The organism is Cryobacterium sp. 10C3 (assembly GCF_034314285.1).
Lineage (GTDB): Bacteria > Actinomycetota > Actinomycetes > Actinomycetales > Microbacteriaceae > Cryobacterium > Cryobacterium glucosi.
Genome location: NZ_JAVIWF010000002.1, coordinates 3,427,630 through 3,443,438 on the forward strand (window position 1 = coordinate 3,427,630; position 15,809 = coordinate 3,443,438).

The 15,809-nt window shown below is 70.6% G+C and carries 15 protein-coding genes; 9 read left to right on the forward strand and 6 right to left on the reverse strand.

Going from position 1 to position 15,809, the window contains the following annotated elements; all coding sequences use genetic code 11:
• Positions 1 to 135 precede the first annotated feature (135 nt).
• The 3 genes from RGU41_RS17220 to RGU41_RS17230 are packed head-to-tail and all read left to right on the forward strand — an operon-like array spanning position 136 to position 4,996.
• Complete coding sequence (locus tag RGU41_RS17220; protein ID WP_322136932.1) at positions 136 to 1,158, forward strand: 3-oxoacyl-ACP synthase III; 1,023 nt, start codon at positions 136 to 138, stop codon at positions 1,156 to 1,158.
• Between the two features lie 11 nt (positions 1,159 to 1,169).
• The gene (locus RGU41_RS17225; RefSeq protein WP_322137387.1) at positions 1,170 to 4,025 is read left to right on the forward strand and encodes an alpha/beta fold hydrolase; all 2,856 of its coding nucleotides are present in this window, start codon (positions 1,170 to 1,172) and stop codon (positions 4,023 to 4,025) included.
• 5 nt (positions 4,026 to 4,030) lie between these two features.
• Positions 4,031 to 4,996, forward strand: a complete 966-nt coding sequence (locus RGU41_RS17230) for an NAD-dependent epimerase/dehydratase family protein (protein WP_322137388.1) — start codon at positions 4,031 to 4,033, stop codon at positions 4,994 to 4,996.
• A 45-nt stretch (positions 4,997 to 5,041) separates the two neighbouring features.
• Here the strand turns inward: RGU41_RS17230 and RGU41_RS17235 are convergent, their stop codons facing one another.
• The gene (locus RGU41_RS17235) at positions 5,042 to 5,413 is read right to left on the reverse strand and encodes a GntR family transcriptional regulator (protein ID WP_322136933.1); all 372 of its coding nucleotides are present in this window, start codon (positions 5,411 to 5,413) and stop codon (positions 5,042 to 5,044) included.
• A gap of 83 nt (positions 5,414 to 5,496) precedes the next feature.
• Between RGU41_RS17235 and RGU41_RS17240 the strand changes: the two genes are divergently transcribed.
• Both RGU41_RS17240 and RGU41_RS17245 read left to right on the forward strand, forming a co-directional pair.
• Positions 5,497 to 5,949, forward strand: a complete 453-nt coding sequence (locus RGU41_RS17240; RefSeq protein WP_134449177.1) for a YdeI/OmpD-associated family protein — start codon at positions 5,497 to 5,499, stop codon at positions 5,947 to 5,949.
• Between the two features lie 108 nt (positions 5,950 to 6,057).
• Positions 6,058 to 6,831 (forward strand): ABC transporter permease, encoded by a 774-nt coding sequence (locus tag RGU41_RS17245; RefSeq protein ID WP_198413731.1) that lies wholly within the window; start codon positions 6,058 to 6,060, stop codon positions 6,829 to 6,831.
• Between the two features lie 40 nt (positions 6,832 to 6,871).
• Here RGU41_RS17245 and RGU41_RS17250 read toward each other — a convergent pair whose 3' ends face one another.
• Positions 6,872 to 7,309 (reverse strand): Lrp/AsnC family transcriptional regulator, encoded by a 438-nt coding sequence (locus tag RGU41_RS17250; RefSeq protein WP_134449176.1) that lies wholly within the window; start codon positions 7,307 to 7,309, stop codon positions 6,872 to 6,874.
• A 274-nt stretch (positions 7,310 to 7,583) separates the two neighbouring features.
• On the opposite strand from RGU41_RS17250, the gene ddaH reads away from it, so the two are divergent.
• Both ddaH and rocD read left to right on the forward strand, forming a co-directional pair.
• Entirely contained in the window at positions 7,584 to 8,441 is an 858-nt protein-coding gene (gene ddaH / locus RGU41_RS17255) for a dimethylargininase (protein ID WP_322136934.1), read from the forward strand.
• Entirely contained in the window at positions 8,438 to 9,736 is a 1,299-nt protein-coding gene (gene rocD / locus RGU41_RS17260) for an ornithine--oxo-acid transaminase (RefSeq protein WP_134449174.1), read from the forward strand. Before ddaH ends, rocD begins: the two co-directional genes overlap by 4 nt.
• A gap of 66 nt (positions 9,737 to 9,802) precedes the next feature.
• Here rocD and RGU41_RS17265 read toward each other — a convergent pair whose 3' ends face one another.
• Positions 9,803 to 11,065, reverse strand: coding sequence for an alpha-hydroxy acid oxidase (locus tag RGU41_RS17265; RefSeq protein WP_134449173.1), 1,263 nt, complete (start codon positions 11,063 to 11,065; stop codon positions 9,803 to 9,805).
• 86 nt (positions 11,066 to 11,151) lie between these two features.
• Positions 11,152 to 11,958, reverse strand: coding sequence for a FadR/GntR family transcriptional regulator (locus RGU41_RS17270; RefSeq protein WP_322136935.1), 807 nt, complete (start codon positions 11,956 to 11,958; stop codon positions 11,152 to 11,154).
• A gap of 262 nt (positions 11,959 to 12,220) precedes the next feature.
• Between RGU41_RS17270 and RGU41_RS17275 the strand changes: the two genes are divergently transcribed.
• Positions 12,221 to 12,988 (forward strand): dienelactone hydrolase family protein, encoded by a 768-nt coding sequence (locus RGU41_RS17275; protein WP_134560677.1) that lies wholly within the window; start codon positions 12,221 to 12,223, stop codon positions 12,986 to 12,988.
• 6 nt (positions 12,989 to 12,994) lie between these two features.
• On the opposite strand, the gene RGU41_RS17280 is transcribed toward RGU41_RS17275, so the two are convergent.
• Positions 12,995 to 13,585 carry a DJ-1/PfpI family protein gene (locus RGU41_RS17280; protein WP_322136936.1) on the reverse strand — a complete coding sequence of 197 codons (591 nt, stop codon included), beginning with the start codon at positions 13,583 to 13,585 and terminating at the stop codon, positions 12,995 to 12,997.
• A 153-nt stretch (positions 13,586 to 13,738) separates the two neighbouring features.
• Positions 13,739 to 14,134 (reverse strand): sortase, encoded by a 396-nt coding sequence (locus RGU41_RS17285; RefSeq protein WP_134449169.1) that lies wholly within the window; start codon positions 14,132 to 14,134, stop codon positions 13,739 to 13,741.
• Between the two features lie 127 nt (positions 14,135 to 14,261).
• Here RGU41_RS17285 and RGU41_RS17290 point away from each other — a divergent pair, with 127 nt between their 5' ends.
• Positions 14,262 to 15,728, forward strand: coding sequence for a peptide MFS transporter (locus tag RGU41_RS17290; protein ID WP_322136937.1), 1,467 nt, complete (start codon positions 14,262 to 14,264; stop codon positions 15,726 to 15,728).
• Positions 15,729 to 15,809: the final 81 nt, after the last annotated feature.

Here is a 15,809-nt window from a genome sequence, read left to right on the forward strand (position 1 = left end):
CCGCTCTCGCGGACGGGGTGGGCGGTCAGGGGGAGCGGCACACAGCCTGCATACGAGGAACGATCAGTTGAGTGGGGGATAATACCGGGGACCGTGGCGTGCCAGCGGCGCCGCAATTCGACAGGGGAACAGCACTTGGACGGAAACGCAACGACGTCGCACACAAACGTCGCGCTCTTGGCGGTCGCGAGCACCCTCGCACCGATCGTCACTACCTCGATCGAGATCGACCGTCGACTGCAGCCGGCCCTGAAACGCCTGCGTCTCCCGAGCGGCCTGCTCCAGCGCGTCGCCGGCGTCTACGAACGCCGCAACTGGGGCAGCGACCTCGCCTTCGACGACGCGGCCGTGTCAGCGGGCAAGCGTGCCCTGAGCGACGCGGGCGTCGAGCCGGGCCAGGTCGGTCTCCTGATCAACACCTCGGTCACCCGCAAGCACCTCGAGCCCTCCGTCGCCGTGCGCATCCACCACGGCCTCGGCCTGCCGTCGTCCGCCACCAACTTCGACATCGCGAACGCGTGCCTCGGGTTCGTGAACGGGATGACCCTCGCCGCGCAGCTGATCGACTCCGGCCAGGTCGACTACGCCGTCGTGATCGACGGCGAAGACGCCGACGAAATCCAGGCGAACACGATCGACCGGCTCGGGCGGCCCGACATCGGCCGCAAGGACTTCATGAGCGAATTCGCGAGCCTGACCCTCGGGTCAGGGGCGGCCGCGGCCGTCCTCGGACGTGCAGACCGGCATCCGGAAGGCCATCGCATGCTCGGCGGCGTCACCCGCGCCGCTACCCAGTTCAACGGGCTCTGCGTCGGCAGCGTCGACGGCATGTTCACCGACGCCAAGGCGTTGCTCAAGGGCGGCATGGAACTGGTCGTGTCGGCCTGGACGGAGGCGAAGCGCGACTGGAACTGGTCGAGCATGGACCGCTACATCCTGCACCAGGTCTCTGACGTGCACACCAACGCGATCGTGAAGGCCACCGGGCTCGACCGGGCGAGGGTGCCCCTCACCTACCCGCTGTTCGGCAACGTCGGGCCGGCGTCGATCCCGATCACCCTGGCCGAAGAGGCCAAGACCCTGCGTCGCGGCGACCGGGTGCTGCTCATGGGGGTCGGCTCCGGCCTCAACACCGCCATGATGGAACTGGCCTGGTGACCGGGCGCACCATGACCCACCCCCGGCAACAGCACCAGTACCGCCTGCCGCGCGCCGCGGCGACGCCCGCGCCGGCGTCCCTGCCGCCCGAGGGGCTGCCGGGACTCGACCCCGCGTTCTCGAGGCTGGTCGAGGCAGGGGAGCCGGGCGCCGGCATCCGCACCTGGCACCTGCTCGACAACGGGCCCGTGCTCGCGTCCCGCGGCATCACCCCGGTCGGCACGGTGCTGTGCGTGCACGGCAACCCGACCTGGTCGTACCTGTGGCGGTCGCTCGTGACGCAGGCGACGGATGCCGCCACGCGCGGCGAAGAGGCCTGGCGCGTGATCGCCGTCGACCAGCTCGAGATGGGCTTCTCCGAGCGCACCGGGACGGTGCGCCCGCTCGCCCGCCGGGTCGCAGACCTGGGCGACCTCACGGACGCGCTCGGCGCGGAACCGCTGGGACTCACCGGCCCGGTCGTCACCTTCGGCCACGACTGGGGCGGAGTCGTCTCGCTCGGCTGGGCGATCGACCACCCGGACCTGCTCGCGGGCGTGCTGCTGCTCAATACCGCCGTGCACCAGCCGGAGGACGCCGCGATCCCGGCGCCCCTGCGGCTGGCACTCCAGGGCGGCGTGCTCGGCACCGCGACCGTCACGACGCCCGCGTTCCTCGACACGACGCTCGCGCTCGCGCATCCGCCGCTGTCCGCCGCCGTCAAACGCGCCTACCGGGCGCCGTACCGGGGAGCGGCCCGCCGGGGCGGGATCGGCGCGTTCGTCGCCGACATCCCGGTCGGTCCCGGATCCGTCAGCACGCCGGAACTCGACCGCATCGCCTCTGGCCTTCGCGGCCTCGAGGTGCCGGCCCTGCTGCTCTGGGGTCCCACCGATCCGATCTTCAGCGACCGGTATCTCGACGATCTCCTCGACCGACTGCCCGACGCCGACGTTCACCGCTTCGAGGGGGCCGGGCACCTGGTGGCCGAGGACGTCGACTACGCCGCGGCCGCACTGACCTGGCTCGCCGACCGCGCCCCGCTCGCCGCCGTGCCCGCCGCCCTCACCGCCGCCCTCACCGCCGCCGGGCCCGTTCCGGTCGAGAGCGCCCGATCAGCTGGTCACTCTCGACCGGAACAGGACGTTTCGGACGGGGAACCCGCGCCCGAATCCGGCCGCGGCGACTACCGGCCGCTCTGGCACTACCTCGATGAATTCCGGGAGAGCGACGACATCGCCCTCGTCGACATGGCGCCCGGTCACGGTGCCGCCCAGCTCAGCGTCAGCTGGCGCGAGATGTCCGCGCGCGTGCGTCGGCTGGCCGCAGGGCTCTACCAGATCGGCGTCCGCAAGGGCGACCGGGTCTCGCTTCTCGTTCCTCCGGGCGCCGACCTCACGGCCGTGTTGTACGCCTGCGTGCGCATCGGCGCCGTCGTCGTGGTCGCGGATGCCGGTCTCGGCCTCCGCGGCCTGACCCGGGCCGTCCGGGGCGCGCGCCCAGACCACGTCATTGGAGCGACCCCCGGGTTGGTCGCCGCCCGGGCGCTCGGCTGGCCCGGCCAGAAGATCGCCGCGGTCACCCTCGCCAGGCCGCTTGCCAGGCTCCTCGACGTCTCCTTCACCGTCGCCGAGCTGGAGTCGCTCGGCGCGGATGAGGGCCTGCCACCAGAGCCCACCGCGGCAGACACGGCAGCCGTGCTCTTCACGTCCGGGTCGACAGGGCCGGCCAAGGGCGTCGTCTACACGAACGGCCAGCTCGCCGCGGTCAGCCGGGCGCTTCGCGAGCAGTACGGCGTGGGCCCAGGGACGGGCCTCGTCGCCGGCTTCGCGCCGTTCGCCCTCCTCGGCCCCGCCCTCGGCGCACGCTCGGTGACCCCCGACATGGACGTCACGTCGCCGAAGACGCTCACCGCGACCGCGGTGGCCGCCGCTGTCGCCGCGATCGACGCATCCGTCGTGTTCCTGTCTCCGGCAGCCCTCACGAACGTCGTCGCGACCGCGGCACGCCTCACCCCCGCCGACCGGGCGTCTCTCGCCGCGGTGCGCAGCTTCCTGTCCGCAGGCGCGCCGGTCGCAGAGCCGCTCCTCGCGGCCGCAGCGCGGTTGATGCCGGACGCGACAGCGCATACCCCGTACGGCATGACCGAGGGCCTCCTGATGACGGATATCACCCTCGAGGGCATCCGGGTCGCGACCGCGGCCTCCGCTGGCGGCGTCTGCGTGGGATGCCCGACCGGGACCACCCGGATCCGGATCAGCGCTCTCGACGACCGGGGCGCGGCCACAGGCGCACTGTCCGAGGAGACCGGTGTCACCGGTGAGATCGTCGTCTCCGCGCCCCACGTCGAAGACCACTACGACCGGCTCTGGCTCACCGACCGGGCCGCCAGGCGCGGAGCGATCGCGGGCGAACGCTGGCACCGCACCGGCGACGTCGGCCACCTCGACGCCGACGGCCGGCTCTGGGTCGAGGGCCGGCTGCCGCACGTCATCGTCACCGCGGAGGGCGTCGTCACGCCGGTCGGCCCCGAGCAGGCCATCGAACGCGTTCGTCTGACCCCGCGCGATGCGGTCACCGCGGGCATGTCCGGCAGGCCGAACCCCGGACACCCCGGTGTCGCCCGTGCGGCCCTCGTCGGGGTCGGACCGGTGGGCACCCAACAGCTGGTCGCCGTCGTCGAGACGAGCCCGCCCGCCTGGCGGGTCGGACTCGCGACGGAGGCACTCGCTGCCGCGATCCGAACGGCATCGCCGGCACCTCTCGCTGCGGTGCTCGTGGTTCCCCAGCTGCCGACGGACATCCGGCACAATTCCAAGATCGACCGCAGCCGGCTCGCCCGGTGGGCGGGCGGCATCCTCTCCGGCGGGCGGATGACGCGACCGTGACCCCGTTGCGGGTGCTCGTCACCGGGGCGAGCGGTTTCCTCGGTCGCGCGATCGCGGCAGAGCTGGTCGCGGCCGGACACGAGGTGAGCTGCTTCCAGCGGCGGCCGTCCGGCGTCGCAGGGGCCAGGGACCTGCTCGGTTCCGTGACCTCGGCCCGGGACGTGGATCATGCCGTCATCGGCATGGACGCCGTCGTTCACCTCGCGGCCAAGGTCTCCCTCGCGGGCGACCCGCGCGATTTCGAGGCCGTCAACGTCGGGGGCACCCGCTCCCTGCTCGCCGCGGCCGCGGATGCCGGGGTCTCGCGCTTCGTCTTCGTGTCGTCTCCCTCTGTGGCCCACGCCGGGACATCCATCGTCGGCAGCGATGCCGGCCCGGCGGATCCCGGTCGTGCCCGCGGCGACTACGCCCGGACCAAGGCCCGCGCGGAATTGCTCGCGCTCGACGCCGACTCTCCACTCATGCGGGTCGTGGCCGTGCGGCCGCACCTGGTCTGGGGCCCCGGGGACACCCAGCTCGTCGCCCGGATCGTCGAGCGGGCCAGGGCGGGGCGCCTTCCCCTGCTCGGGCACGGCGCAGCTCTCATCGACACGACCTACGTGGACAATGCGGCCACGGCGATCAGTGCAGCCCTCGACCGGGCGCGCGAGGTGCACGGCAACGCCTACGTGATCACCAATGGCGAGCCCCGGCCCGTCGCCGAGCTGCTCGCCGGCATGTGCCGGGCGGCCGGGGTCCGCCCACCGGCCTGGTCGGTTCCCGCCGCGCTCGCACGCGGCGGCGGCTCCGTGATCGAGGCCGCCTGGCGAGTGCGCCCGGGAGCCGACGAGCCCCCGATGACCCGCTTCCTCGCCGAACAGCTCTCGACCGCGCACTGGTTCGACCAACGCCGCACGCGCGCCGACCTGCACTGGACCCCCCAGGTGACCCTCGACGAGGGCTTCCGCCGCCTCGCCGCCGCATACACCTAGCTCCCCGCTTTCGCGGCTGGGCTGGGCGGGGCGCGTGCGGAGTGATCAGGGGCGGATGCCGAGCGCGGCCGAGACGAGCGCGAGCGCGTCGTCCGCGCCGAGGCCGAGCACGCGCATCCGTTCGGCGAAGTCGGCAGCGGCGCGTTGCGCCTGGCGCAGGGTCGGGTCGCCCGTTGCAGCGATGAAGGAACCCTGGCGGCCGCGGGTCTCGATCACCTCGCCCCGCTCGAGCTCGCGGTAGGCCCTGGCCACCGTGTTCGGGGCGAGTCCGAGTTCGTCGGCGAGCCGGCGCACGGTCGGCAGCTTGTCTCCGGGCGCCACGGCACCGGTCCGAACGGCCTCGAGCACCTGAAGCCGCAGTTGCTCGAACGGCGGCGTGGGGAATGCTCGTCGATGGTCAGCTTCATGGTGCCGCACCCGGTTTCCTTGTGTTGGTTATGTACCAAGCTAGCCCGCAGGGACCCGTGCGCGGAACCGCTCGCTGCGGCATACTCGGTTCCATGAGATTCACGACCGTCCTCGAGCTTTCCGGCAAATCGGCAACGGGCATCCGCGTTCCCGAGGAGGTCGTCGCGGGCCTCGGCCCCGGCAAGCGCCACGCCATCACGGTCACGATCGGCGGTCATACCTACCGCAGCTCCGTCGCCCCCTACCGCGGCGCATTCATGATCGCGCTCAGCGCCGAGAACCGTGAACAGGCAGGCGTCGCCGCAGGGGACGAGATCGAGGTCGACGTCGAGCTCGACACCGAACCCCGGGTGGTCGAGGTGCCCGCAGACTTCGCCGCAGCGCTCGACGAGCAACCGGATGCCCGGGCCGCCTTCACGGCGCTGTCGTACAGCAACCAGCGCGCCCACGTCCTCGCGATCGAGAGCGCGAAGACGCCGGAGACCCGCCTGCGCCGGATCGAGGCGGCCCGGTCCGCACTCACGCCGGCCGCACCGACTCCCTAGCCTCGGGCCCGCCGTCGATTCCCGGTTCGGGAAGTGCTTTCCACTCAGAGGGCATGACCGACCCCGTGTGGAGCGAGGTCGAACCGGATGGCTCGCTAGGCTCAGAAGGTGACCTGGCCCGCCGACCTCCCCGCCGAACTGGGCGGACTCCTGCCCAGCCTCATCGGGGTGCTGCTGCTGATCGCGGTCGTCACCGCCCTGCTTCGCGGCTTCCACGTGCCCCGCCCGTACGCACCCGCCCTCGCGATCCTCCGGGGCACCCTCCAGCTCGCGGCGATCAGCCTCATCCTGAGCGGCATCATCTCCGATCCGCTCTGGGTCGGAGTCGGGCTCAGCGTGATGTTCATCGCCGCCGTGAGCACGGTCAACCGGCGTCTCGGGGCGACCCGGCAGCACTTCGGCTGGATCGCCGCAGCGATGGGCCTCGGCATCCTTGCGACACTCATCGTGGTGTTCTCGGTCGGCGCCATCGAATTCTCGCCGCGGTATGTGCTCTCCTACGGCGGAATCATCATCGGCAACGCGATGTCGATTGCGACCCTGACCGGCCGGCGCTTCGGCGAGGCCGTCACCGAGCACTGGGACGAGGTCGAGGGCTGGATGGCGCTCGGGGCGACCCCGCGGCAGTCGACGCTCGACCTGGCGCGCCGCGCCGTCTATTTCGCGATCATCCCCACGACCGACCAGACCAAGACCACGGGCCTCGTCACCCTGCCCGGAGCGTTCGTCGGCGCGATCTTCGGCGGAGCCTCGCCCCTCGAGGCCGGGCGCTTCCAGATCGTCGTGCTCGCCGGCATCCTCTGCGCCGGTGCGATCACGGCCGTCACCCTGATCCAGTTCCTCGCGCCGATCCGCATGAAGCCCGCCACGATCCCCACCTAGTCACCACCGACGAAGACCGCTCTCGCGGGCAGCGGCGCGGCTACTCGGCGGCGCGGTGGATGAGCCGGGAGAGCACGATCGCGCTGCGGGTGTGGTCGACGTTGGGTGCGAGGCGCACCTTCTCGAGTGCGGCCTCGAGCCCGGGAATGTCCCGCGCCCTGATGTGTACGATCGCGTCGGCGCTTCCCGTGACGGTGCCTGCGTCGACGACCTCCGGTACGCCGGAGAGGATGCGCAGGAGTTCGTCGGGGGCGACGGTCCCTCGGCAGAAGAGCTCGACATATGCCTCGGTGCTCATGCCATCGATCGCGGGGTCGACCTGGATCGTGAACCCGCGGATGATCCCGTCGGCGACGAGCCGGTCGACCCGGCGCTTGACCGCGGAGGCGGACAGCCCGACGACCGAGCCGATGTCCCCGTAGCCCGCGCGCGCATTCTGTCTCAGAAGGTCGAGTATGCCGCGGTCGAGGTTGTCCATTCCGAGAGTCTAGGGGAATTCCGCGCACTGGCGTGGAATTCCTGCGCATATGCCGACGATCACGCCGATTATGCGCGCATATTGGCGTGCAACGTTGATTCACGCTGTGTGAGAATGAGCACGGCGTCTTTGCGCGGTGCCGTTCACCCGTTCGTTGTTCACTGTTCGACGTTCACGTTCGACCGCGCGGAGCTCTCATGAGTGACCTGGTCCGCCATCCACCCCGCGTTCCGATTCCGTCAGTAGCAGACGGAGCGCAGCCGAAGGAGACCTCATGACCATCGATCTCGACCCCACATCGACGCCGGAGACCGCGGCCACCGCCCCGGTGCGCACGGCCGTCAAGCGCACGGTGCTGATGTGCAAGCCCGACTACTTCACCGTCGTCTACCGGATCAACCCGTGGATGGACCCGGCCATCCCGACCGACACGAGCCTCGCCGTCGCCCAATGGCAGACCCTCTACGACACCTACATCGGCCTCGGCTTCGACGTGCACCTGGTCGACCCGATCGACGGCCTGCCCGACATGGTGTACGCCGCCAACGGCGGTTTCGTCATCGACAACATCGCCTACGGCGCCGCGTTCACCTACCCGGAGCGCCAGCCGGAGGGCCCCGCCTACATGGACTGGTTCCGCGACAACGGCTTCGACGTCCGCGTGCCCGTCGAGATCAACGAGGGCGAGGGCGACTTCCTGCTCGTCGGAGACGTCATCCTCGCCGGCACCGGCTTCCGCAGCGCCTCGAACAGCCACGAAGAGGTGTCGGCGATCTACGGCCGCCCGGTGATCACGCTCAACCTCGTCAACCCGAGCTTCTACCACCTCGACACCGCGGTCGCCGTGCTCGACGACACCAACATCGCCTACCTGCCGAGCGCCTTCGACGAGCAGAGCCTCGCCGTGCTGCGCGAACGCTACCCCGACGCCATCATCGTCACCGAGGAGGACGCGGCGATCCTCGGCCTCAACTCCTACTCCGACGGCTACAACGTCGTCATCGCCGCCCGCGCGAAGGACTTCGAGCGCCAGCTCCGCGAACGCGGCTACAACCCGATCGGCGTCGACCTCTCCGAGCTCCTGCTCGGCGGCGGCGGCGTCAAGTGCTGCACCCTGGAGCTGCGCCGATGAGCACCGACACGAACATCCGTCCGGACGCGAACCGGGCCGACCAGACGAAGGATGCCGCACTCGGCACGCCGGGACAGGCATCCGCAACGCCCGCCGCCTTCATCGCCCTCGAAGAGGAGCATGCGGCCCACAACTACCACCCGCTTCCCGTCGTCGTCGCGACCGGCGACGGCGCCTGGGTGACGGATGTCGACGGCAAGCGCTACCTGGACTGCCTCGCGGCGTACTCCGCGGTCAACTTCGGCCACTCGAACCCCGTGCTTCTCGATGCCGCCCGAGCCCAGCTGGGCCGGATCACGCTCACGAGCCGCGCGTTCCACAACGACCAGCTCGGCCCGTTCGTCACGGCTCTCGCCGAGCTCGCCCACAAGGACATGGTGCTCCCGATGAACACGGGCGCCGAGGCCGTCGAGTCCGGGATCAAGGTCGCCCGCGCCTGGGGTTACCGCGTGAAGGGCGTCGCGCCGGACCAGGCGAACATCATCGTCGCCGGGGGCAACTTCCACGGCCGCACCACCACCATCATCAGCTTCTCCGACGACGAGTCGGCCCGCGCCGGCTTCGGCCCGTTCACGCCCGGGTTCCGCACCGTCCCGTTCGGCGACGCCGCGGCCCTCGAGGCCGCGATCGATGAGAACACGGTCGCCGTGCTGCTCGAACCCATCCAGGGCGAGGCCGGCATCGTCGTGCCGCCCGCCGGGTACCTCCCCGCTGTGCGCGAGATCACCACGCGCCGCAACGTGCTCTTCATCGCCGATGAGATCCAGTCCGGTCTCGGCCGCACCGGAGCGACCTTCGCGTGCGACCTCGTCGGCGTCGTGCCCGACCTGTACCTCCTGGGCAAGGCCCTCGGCGGCGGGATCGTGCCCGTCTCTGCGGTCGTCGGCAACCGGGACGTCCTCGGCGTCCTGCAGCCCGGCGAGCACGGCTCGACCTTCGGTGGCAACCCGCTCGCCGCGGCCGTCGGCCTCGCCGTCGTGCGGATGCTGGCCGAGGGCGAGTACCAGGAGCGCGCCCGCGTGCTCGGTGCGCACTTGCACGAAGCCCTCAATGGCCTCGTCGGGCGAGGAGTCGTCGCGGTCCGTGGCGCCGGGCTCTGGGCCGGAATCGACATCGACCCGTCGCTCGCGAGCGGCCGCGCCGTGTGCGAGGCACTCATGGTCCGCGGCGTCCTGGCCAAGGACACCCACGGCTCCACGATCCGGCTCGCCCCGCCGCTCTGCGTGTCCGAGGCCGACCTCGACTGGGCCGTCGCCCAGCTCGCGGCCGTCCTCGACGGGTTCGCCGTCGCCTAGCGTCCGCGTCAGGTCGGCGCGAACTTCAACGAGTCGGCTCGGCTGAAACGGGCAGTATCGGCCTCGCTAGCTTCGCGTCGCGGTCACGCCCTCCGGCCGGGCGATACGGCTCAGCCGGGCCAGCTGGGTGACGTGCCCGGGCTCGAGCTCCTCGAGGGACTTCACGCCGAGCAGTCGCATCGTGCGGGTGATCTGCTCCGACAGGATCGCGATCGCCCGGTCGACGCCGGCCTCGCCGCCGGCCATCAGCCCGTAGAGGTAGGCCCGGCCGACGAGGGTGAACCGTGCGCCGAGGGCCACGGCCGCGACGATGTCCGCGCCGCTCATGATGCCGGTGTCGAGGTGCACCTCGAGGTCGTTGCCCACCTCGCGGGCCACCTCGGGCAGCAAATGGAACGGGATCGGCGCGCGGTCGAGCTGGCGACCGCCGTGGTTGGAGAGGATGATCGCGTCGATGCCCATTTCGGCGAGCCTGGCGGCATCCGCCACGTTCTGAACGCCCTTGACGACGACCTTGCCCGGCCACTGCGCCTTGATCCAGGCGAGGTCTTCGAAGGTGACGGTCGGGTCGAACATGGTGTCGAGCAGTTCGCCGACGGTGCCGCTCCAGCGGTCGAGGGAGGCGAAGGCGAGCGGCTCGGTCGTGAGGAAGTTGATCCACCACTCCGGGCGCGGCAACGCGTTGACCACGGTGCCCACGGTGAGCTGCGGCGGGATGGAAAAGCCGTTGCGCTTGTCGCGGAGGCGCGCTCCGGCAACGGGCACGTCGACCGTCACGAGCAGCGTGTCGAAACCGGCCTTGGCGGCCCGGTCGACGAGCGCCATCGAACGGTCCCTGTCCTTCCACATGTAGAGCTGGAACCAGTTGCGTCCTGTGGGGTTGGCGGCCTTGACGTCCTCGATAGCGGTCGTGCCCATCGTGGAGAGCGAGAACGGGATGCCGGCCTTCGCTGCCGCGTGCGCGCCGGCGATCTCGCCCTCGGTCTGCATCATCCGGGTGAACCCGGTCGGTGCGATCCCGAACGGGAAAGCGACCGGAGCCCCGAGCACGTCCCAGCCCGTCGAGACCGTCGAGACGTCGCGGAGGATGGCGGGGTGGAACTCGATGTCCTCGAAGGCCTGGCGGGCGCGCGCGAGCGAGATCTCCGCCTCCGCTGCCCCCTCGGTGTAGTCGAAGGCAGCCTTGGGAGTGCGCCGCTTGGCGATCGCGCGCAGGTCATAGATGGTGAGGGCGCTCTCGAGGCGGCGCTTCTTCGCGTTGAGCTCCGGCACCTTGAACTGCATGAGTGGGGCGAGGTCTTTGATCTTGGGGATGCGTCGTTGGACCATGGTCAGGATTTCCGTTCTGGGGTTGGGCAGGGCGGGTCGGGGGCTGCGGCGGTCGGGAGATCGGGTGATCGGTGGGTCAGGTCAGGTCAGGTCGGCTCGGGAGGGGAGCGGCGCCCGGACGGGGTCGGGATCGCGCGGTCCCGCCGTGAGAGCCGGGTCTCGGCGTAGTACCCGGCGATGTGGGCCTGGACGGCGCGGCGGGCCGCGGCGGGGTCGGCCGCGCGAATGCACGCGACGATCTCGCGGTGTTCGAGCCTGAGGCGGGCGGATGTCTCCGCCCACGACCCGAGCGCGGCAACGCCCGCACGTGCGTACGCTTCGATCGCACTGCGGAGTCCGGCCATGGTCGCGGTGATGACCTGGTTCCCGGTTGCCTCGGCGAGGGCGAGGTGGAACTGGGCGTCGAGCGCGAGGAACTCGGACTCGGTCCGGCCCGGCGCATCCATCGCGTCGAGGAGCTGTTCAGCCGGTTCGAGCGACGCCGGTTCGAGCGACGCGGGGTCGTGCGCCTCGGCGAGTTCGGTGACGACGGCGGCCTCGAGCACGAGCCTGGTCTTCACGACGTCCTCGACCGGGAAGCCCTGGGCCGCGACCTGCAGTCGCATCAGCGCGGACATCCCGCCGCCGGGAAGCGCCACGATGATCGCCCCCGATGTCGGCCCGGAGCCCGTCGCGGTACGGATGAGTCCGAGCACCTCGAGCACCCGGATGGCCTCGCGCACGCTCGACCGGCCGACGCCGAGGGAGGCGGCGAGGGAGCGTTCGGGTGCGAGGCGATCCCCGGGTCGCAGCCGACCCGAGAGCAACTCGCCCTCGATCGATTCGAGCACGAGTTGCCAGGCCCTGCGTTCGTCGGGGAGTGCGCCCTGCGCGGGCACGGCGTCAACGGTCACGGGCTCCTCCTCGGCAATGGGGTGGTGTCGGTCGTTGCGGCGGCGGCCGTGAGACGAAGCCGCTGTGGTCTGACCACACACTACACGGCGACGCCTGCCCGGGTCCAGCCCTCTCCCCAACCCGCCCCTCCAACCGCGAGAGTACGAAAATGGCCCCTTCACGTCGTGCGGAGGGGCCATTTTCGTACTCTCGCGGAGTTGGAGGCGCGAACCATTGCGATAGGGTTCCTCCAACCCGAGCACGTCCAGGCCAGGAGGCCCCATGACCGCGAACCCAGCTCCCCAGCTGATCGACCTCGAACTTCCGGCCGCGAACGGCGGAAGCGCCGGACTCCGCGCGGTGCTCGGAGTGCCTGCCGGCTCCGGTCCCTGGCCCGGGGTTGTGCTCGTGCACGAGGCCTTCGGCATCAGTGACGTGATGCGCCGGCAGGTCGAACGACTGGCGGCGGCCGGCTACCTCGCACTGATGCCCGACCTCTTCACGGAGGGCGGCGCCCGGAAGTGCCTCGTCGCGACCTTCCGCGCCCTGACCGCGGGCGAGGGGCGCGCGTTCGTCGACATCGAGAACGCGCGGCACGCGCTCATCGCCCGGGCGGACTGCACGGGTGAGGTGGGTGTGCTCGGCTTCTGCATGGGCGGCGGCTTCGCGCTCGCGGCCGCCACGCGGGGGTTCGCCGCGGCATCCGTCAACTACGGCCGGCTGCCGAAAGACCTCGACGCAGCCCTGGCGGGTGCGTGCCCGATCGTCGGCAGCTATGGCGGCAGGGACCGCTCTCTCGTCGGCGCCGCTGCCCGGCTCGAGGGCGCGCTCGAGGATGCCGGCGTGCCGCACGACGTCAAGGAATACCCCACGGCCGGGCACTCCTTCCTCAACGATGCCGAAACAGGCCCGGCCGCGGTGCGCTTCCTCACGCAGCGTATCCTCGGCGCCGGCCCCGACCCGGAGGCCGCCGCTGACGCCTGGATCCGCATCGAGGCGTTCTTCGCCGAGCACCTCGCCTCGGCCGCGGACCCCGCGCCCGCCGACTGACCGGTCTCAGCGAGCCGATGCGAGGGCGGGTTCGGTGGGAGTGACACCGGATGCCGCGAGCAGCTTCATGAATTCGCGCATCCAGCTGGGGTGGTCCGGCCAGGCCCTGCCGGAGACGAGGTTGCCGTCGACGACGCCCGCGCCGTTCTCGAACACGCCCCCGCCGAGTTCGACGTCGATCTGCAGGGCCGGGTACGCAGTGCTCGTGCGGCCGTGGAGCACCCCGGCGGCGGCGAGCAGCATCGGGCCGTGGCACAGTGCGGCGACGGGAGCGTTCCGTTCGAAGAAGTGCCGGACGATCCGCTTCGCGTCCTCGTCGTTGCGGATGTACTCCGGTGCGCGGCCGCCGGGGACGACGATGGCCGCGTAGTCGGCCGGGTCGACGTCCTTGAACGCAACGTCGGCGTCCCAAGTGTGGCCGAGCTTCTCGGTGTAGGTGTCGAAGCCGTCCACGAAGTCATGGACGACGAACTGGAGCTTCCTCTTCTCCGGGGCGCCGATATGCACCTCGAAGCCCTCCTCGAGCAGCCGCTGGTAAGGGTAGAACACCTCGAGGGTCTCGGCGGCGTCGCCGGTGAGAATGAGGATCTTGGTCATGACGTTCCTCTCTGAACGGTGTGAATCTGAACGTTGCTGAACTCAGCGGACGGGTCGTCCGTTGACGCCTTCAGTGTTCCCCCGACCGGCGCGCCGGGCAAGTGCCACCGGCGCAGGCCGGTGCGGAACAGCTGGGAAAGGGTCCAGGCCGGCTCAGACGAACATCAGCACGACGCCGAGGACCGCCGATGCGAGCCCGGTGCCGAGCAGGATCAGCCCGGTCAGGCGCAGGGCCTTGCCCTCCGATTCCGGGGCATGCGTCACCCCGCGGGATGCGTCACGGGAGTGGTACCAGACCTGCACGTCGTCGCCCGGCGCGAGCCGGTGGCTCTCGTGCGTGTTCGCGGCCCGCTCGTGCACGTCCCCCGAGCGGTCGAACCAGCGGATGACCGTGTGCGATCCCGAGGACGCGATCACGCCATCCGTGGCGACCCAGCCGCCCTTGACACCGCGGATCGCAAGCCCGAGGACATAGAGGACGGCGCCTCCGACGAACCCGACGAGGGTCAGGACCTCGCTGATGAGCCCGATGAGGTCGTGCGCGTCCATTCGCCCCACTCTCGCCCGCACGTCTCGTGCTCGTTCGCCCTGTGACCACGATCGTATCGTGCCCCGGCGCGGCGCCGTGAGGGTCCCCGATGCCCCTGATCCGGGGGCCAGCGGATACAGTCGAGAGATGACCACGGTCGAAAAACCCGTCCCCGCCCACAAAGACCGCAGCTTCTTCGGGCAGCCGCGAGCTCTCGCCAATATCTTCGGCGTGGAAATGTGGGAGCGGTTCTCCTTCTATGGGATGCAGGGCATCCTGCTCCTGTACCTGTACTACTCCGCCGCCGAGGGCGGCCTGGGGATCGAGCAGGCGACGGCCGCCGGCATCGTCGGCGCGTACGGCGGAGGGGTCTATCTCTCGACGATCCTGGGCGCCTGGATCGCCGACCGGGTGCTCGGCAGCGAGAGGGTGCTGTTCTACAGCGCCATCGTGATCATGCTCGGGCATCTCGCCCTCGCCCTCGTGCCCGGCGTCGCAGGCGTGACCGTCGGACTCTTGCTGATCGCGCTCGGCAGCGGTGGCTCGAAGGCCAATGCGACGAGCGTCGTCGGTTCGCTGTACACACGGGACGACCCTCGCCTCGACGCAGGCTTCTCGCTCTTCTACCTCGGGATCAACCTGGGCGCGTTCTTCGGCCCGATCCTGACCGGGCTCCTGCAGACGACGGCCGGCTTCCACTTCGGCTTCGGCCTCGCCGCCGTCGGTATGGCGATCGGGCTCACCCAGTATTCCTTCGGACGCAGGAGCCTGCCCGAGATCGTGCACCAGGTTCCGAACCCGCTCCCGCGCTCGCGCTGGACCCCCTACCTCGTCGGCGCGGTTGCCGCCGCGGCGCTCGTCGTGGTGCTCGTGCTTGTCGGCGTGATCACAGCGGACGGCCTCGTCACCCTCGTGATCGCCCTGACGGTCATCGCGACGATCAGCTACTTCGTCGTCATCCTGCGCAACCGACGGATCAGCATCGTCGAGCGCAAGCGGGTCTACGCCTTCATCCCGCTCTTCCTCGCGAGCGCCGTGTTCTGGTCGCTCTCCCAGCAGCAGTTCACCGTCGTCACGATCTACACGGACGAGCGCCTCGACCGACACTTGTTCGGATGGGAAATCCCGGTGTCCTGGATCCAGTCCTTCAACCCGGTCTTCATCATCCTGCTCTCCGGCGTCTTCGCCGCGCTCTGGACCCGCTGGGGTAGCCGCCAGCCGTCGACTCCGGTCAAGTTCGCGCTCGGCACCGCGGTGATGGGCGTGGCCTTCCTCGGCTTCCTGCCGTTCGTGGGCGGCGGTGCCAACTCGACGCCGATGCTCGCGATGATCGGCATTCTCTTCGTGCTCACGGTCGCCGAGCTCCTGATCGGCCCTGTCGGCCTCGCGCTCACCACGAAGCTCGCGCCCGCGCCGTTCCGAACCCAGATGGTCGCCCTGTTCTTCCTGTCGATCGCCCTGGGCACTGCCGTGTCCGGTTCGCTTGCCCAGTGGTACACCGAGGTCCCCGAGACGCTCTACTTCAGCGTGATCGGCGGCGTCGCGATCCTGTTCGGCATCGGGCTCGCGGTCTTCGCCCGTCCGGTGCTCCGCCTCATGGGCGGCGTGCGCTAGCGGGGTCCCTGCCGCCCTGCGTATCGGCGAGCGGATGCCGCTGGCCGGTCCTCCGGCATCCGTCGCCCCGCCGGTGCGGTC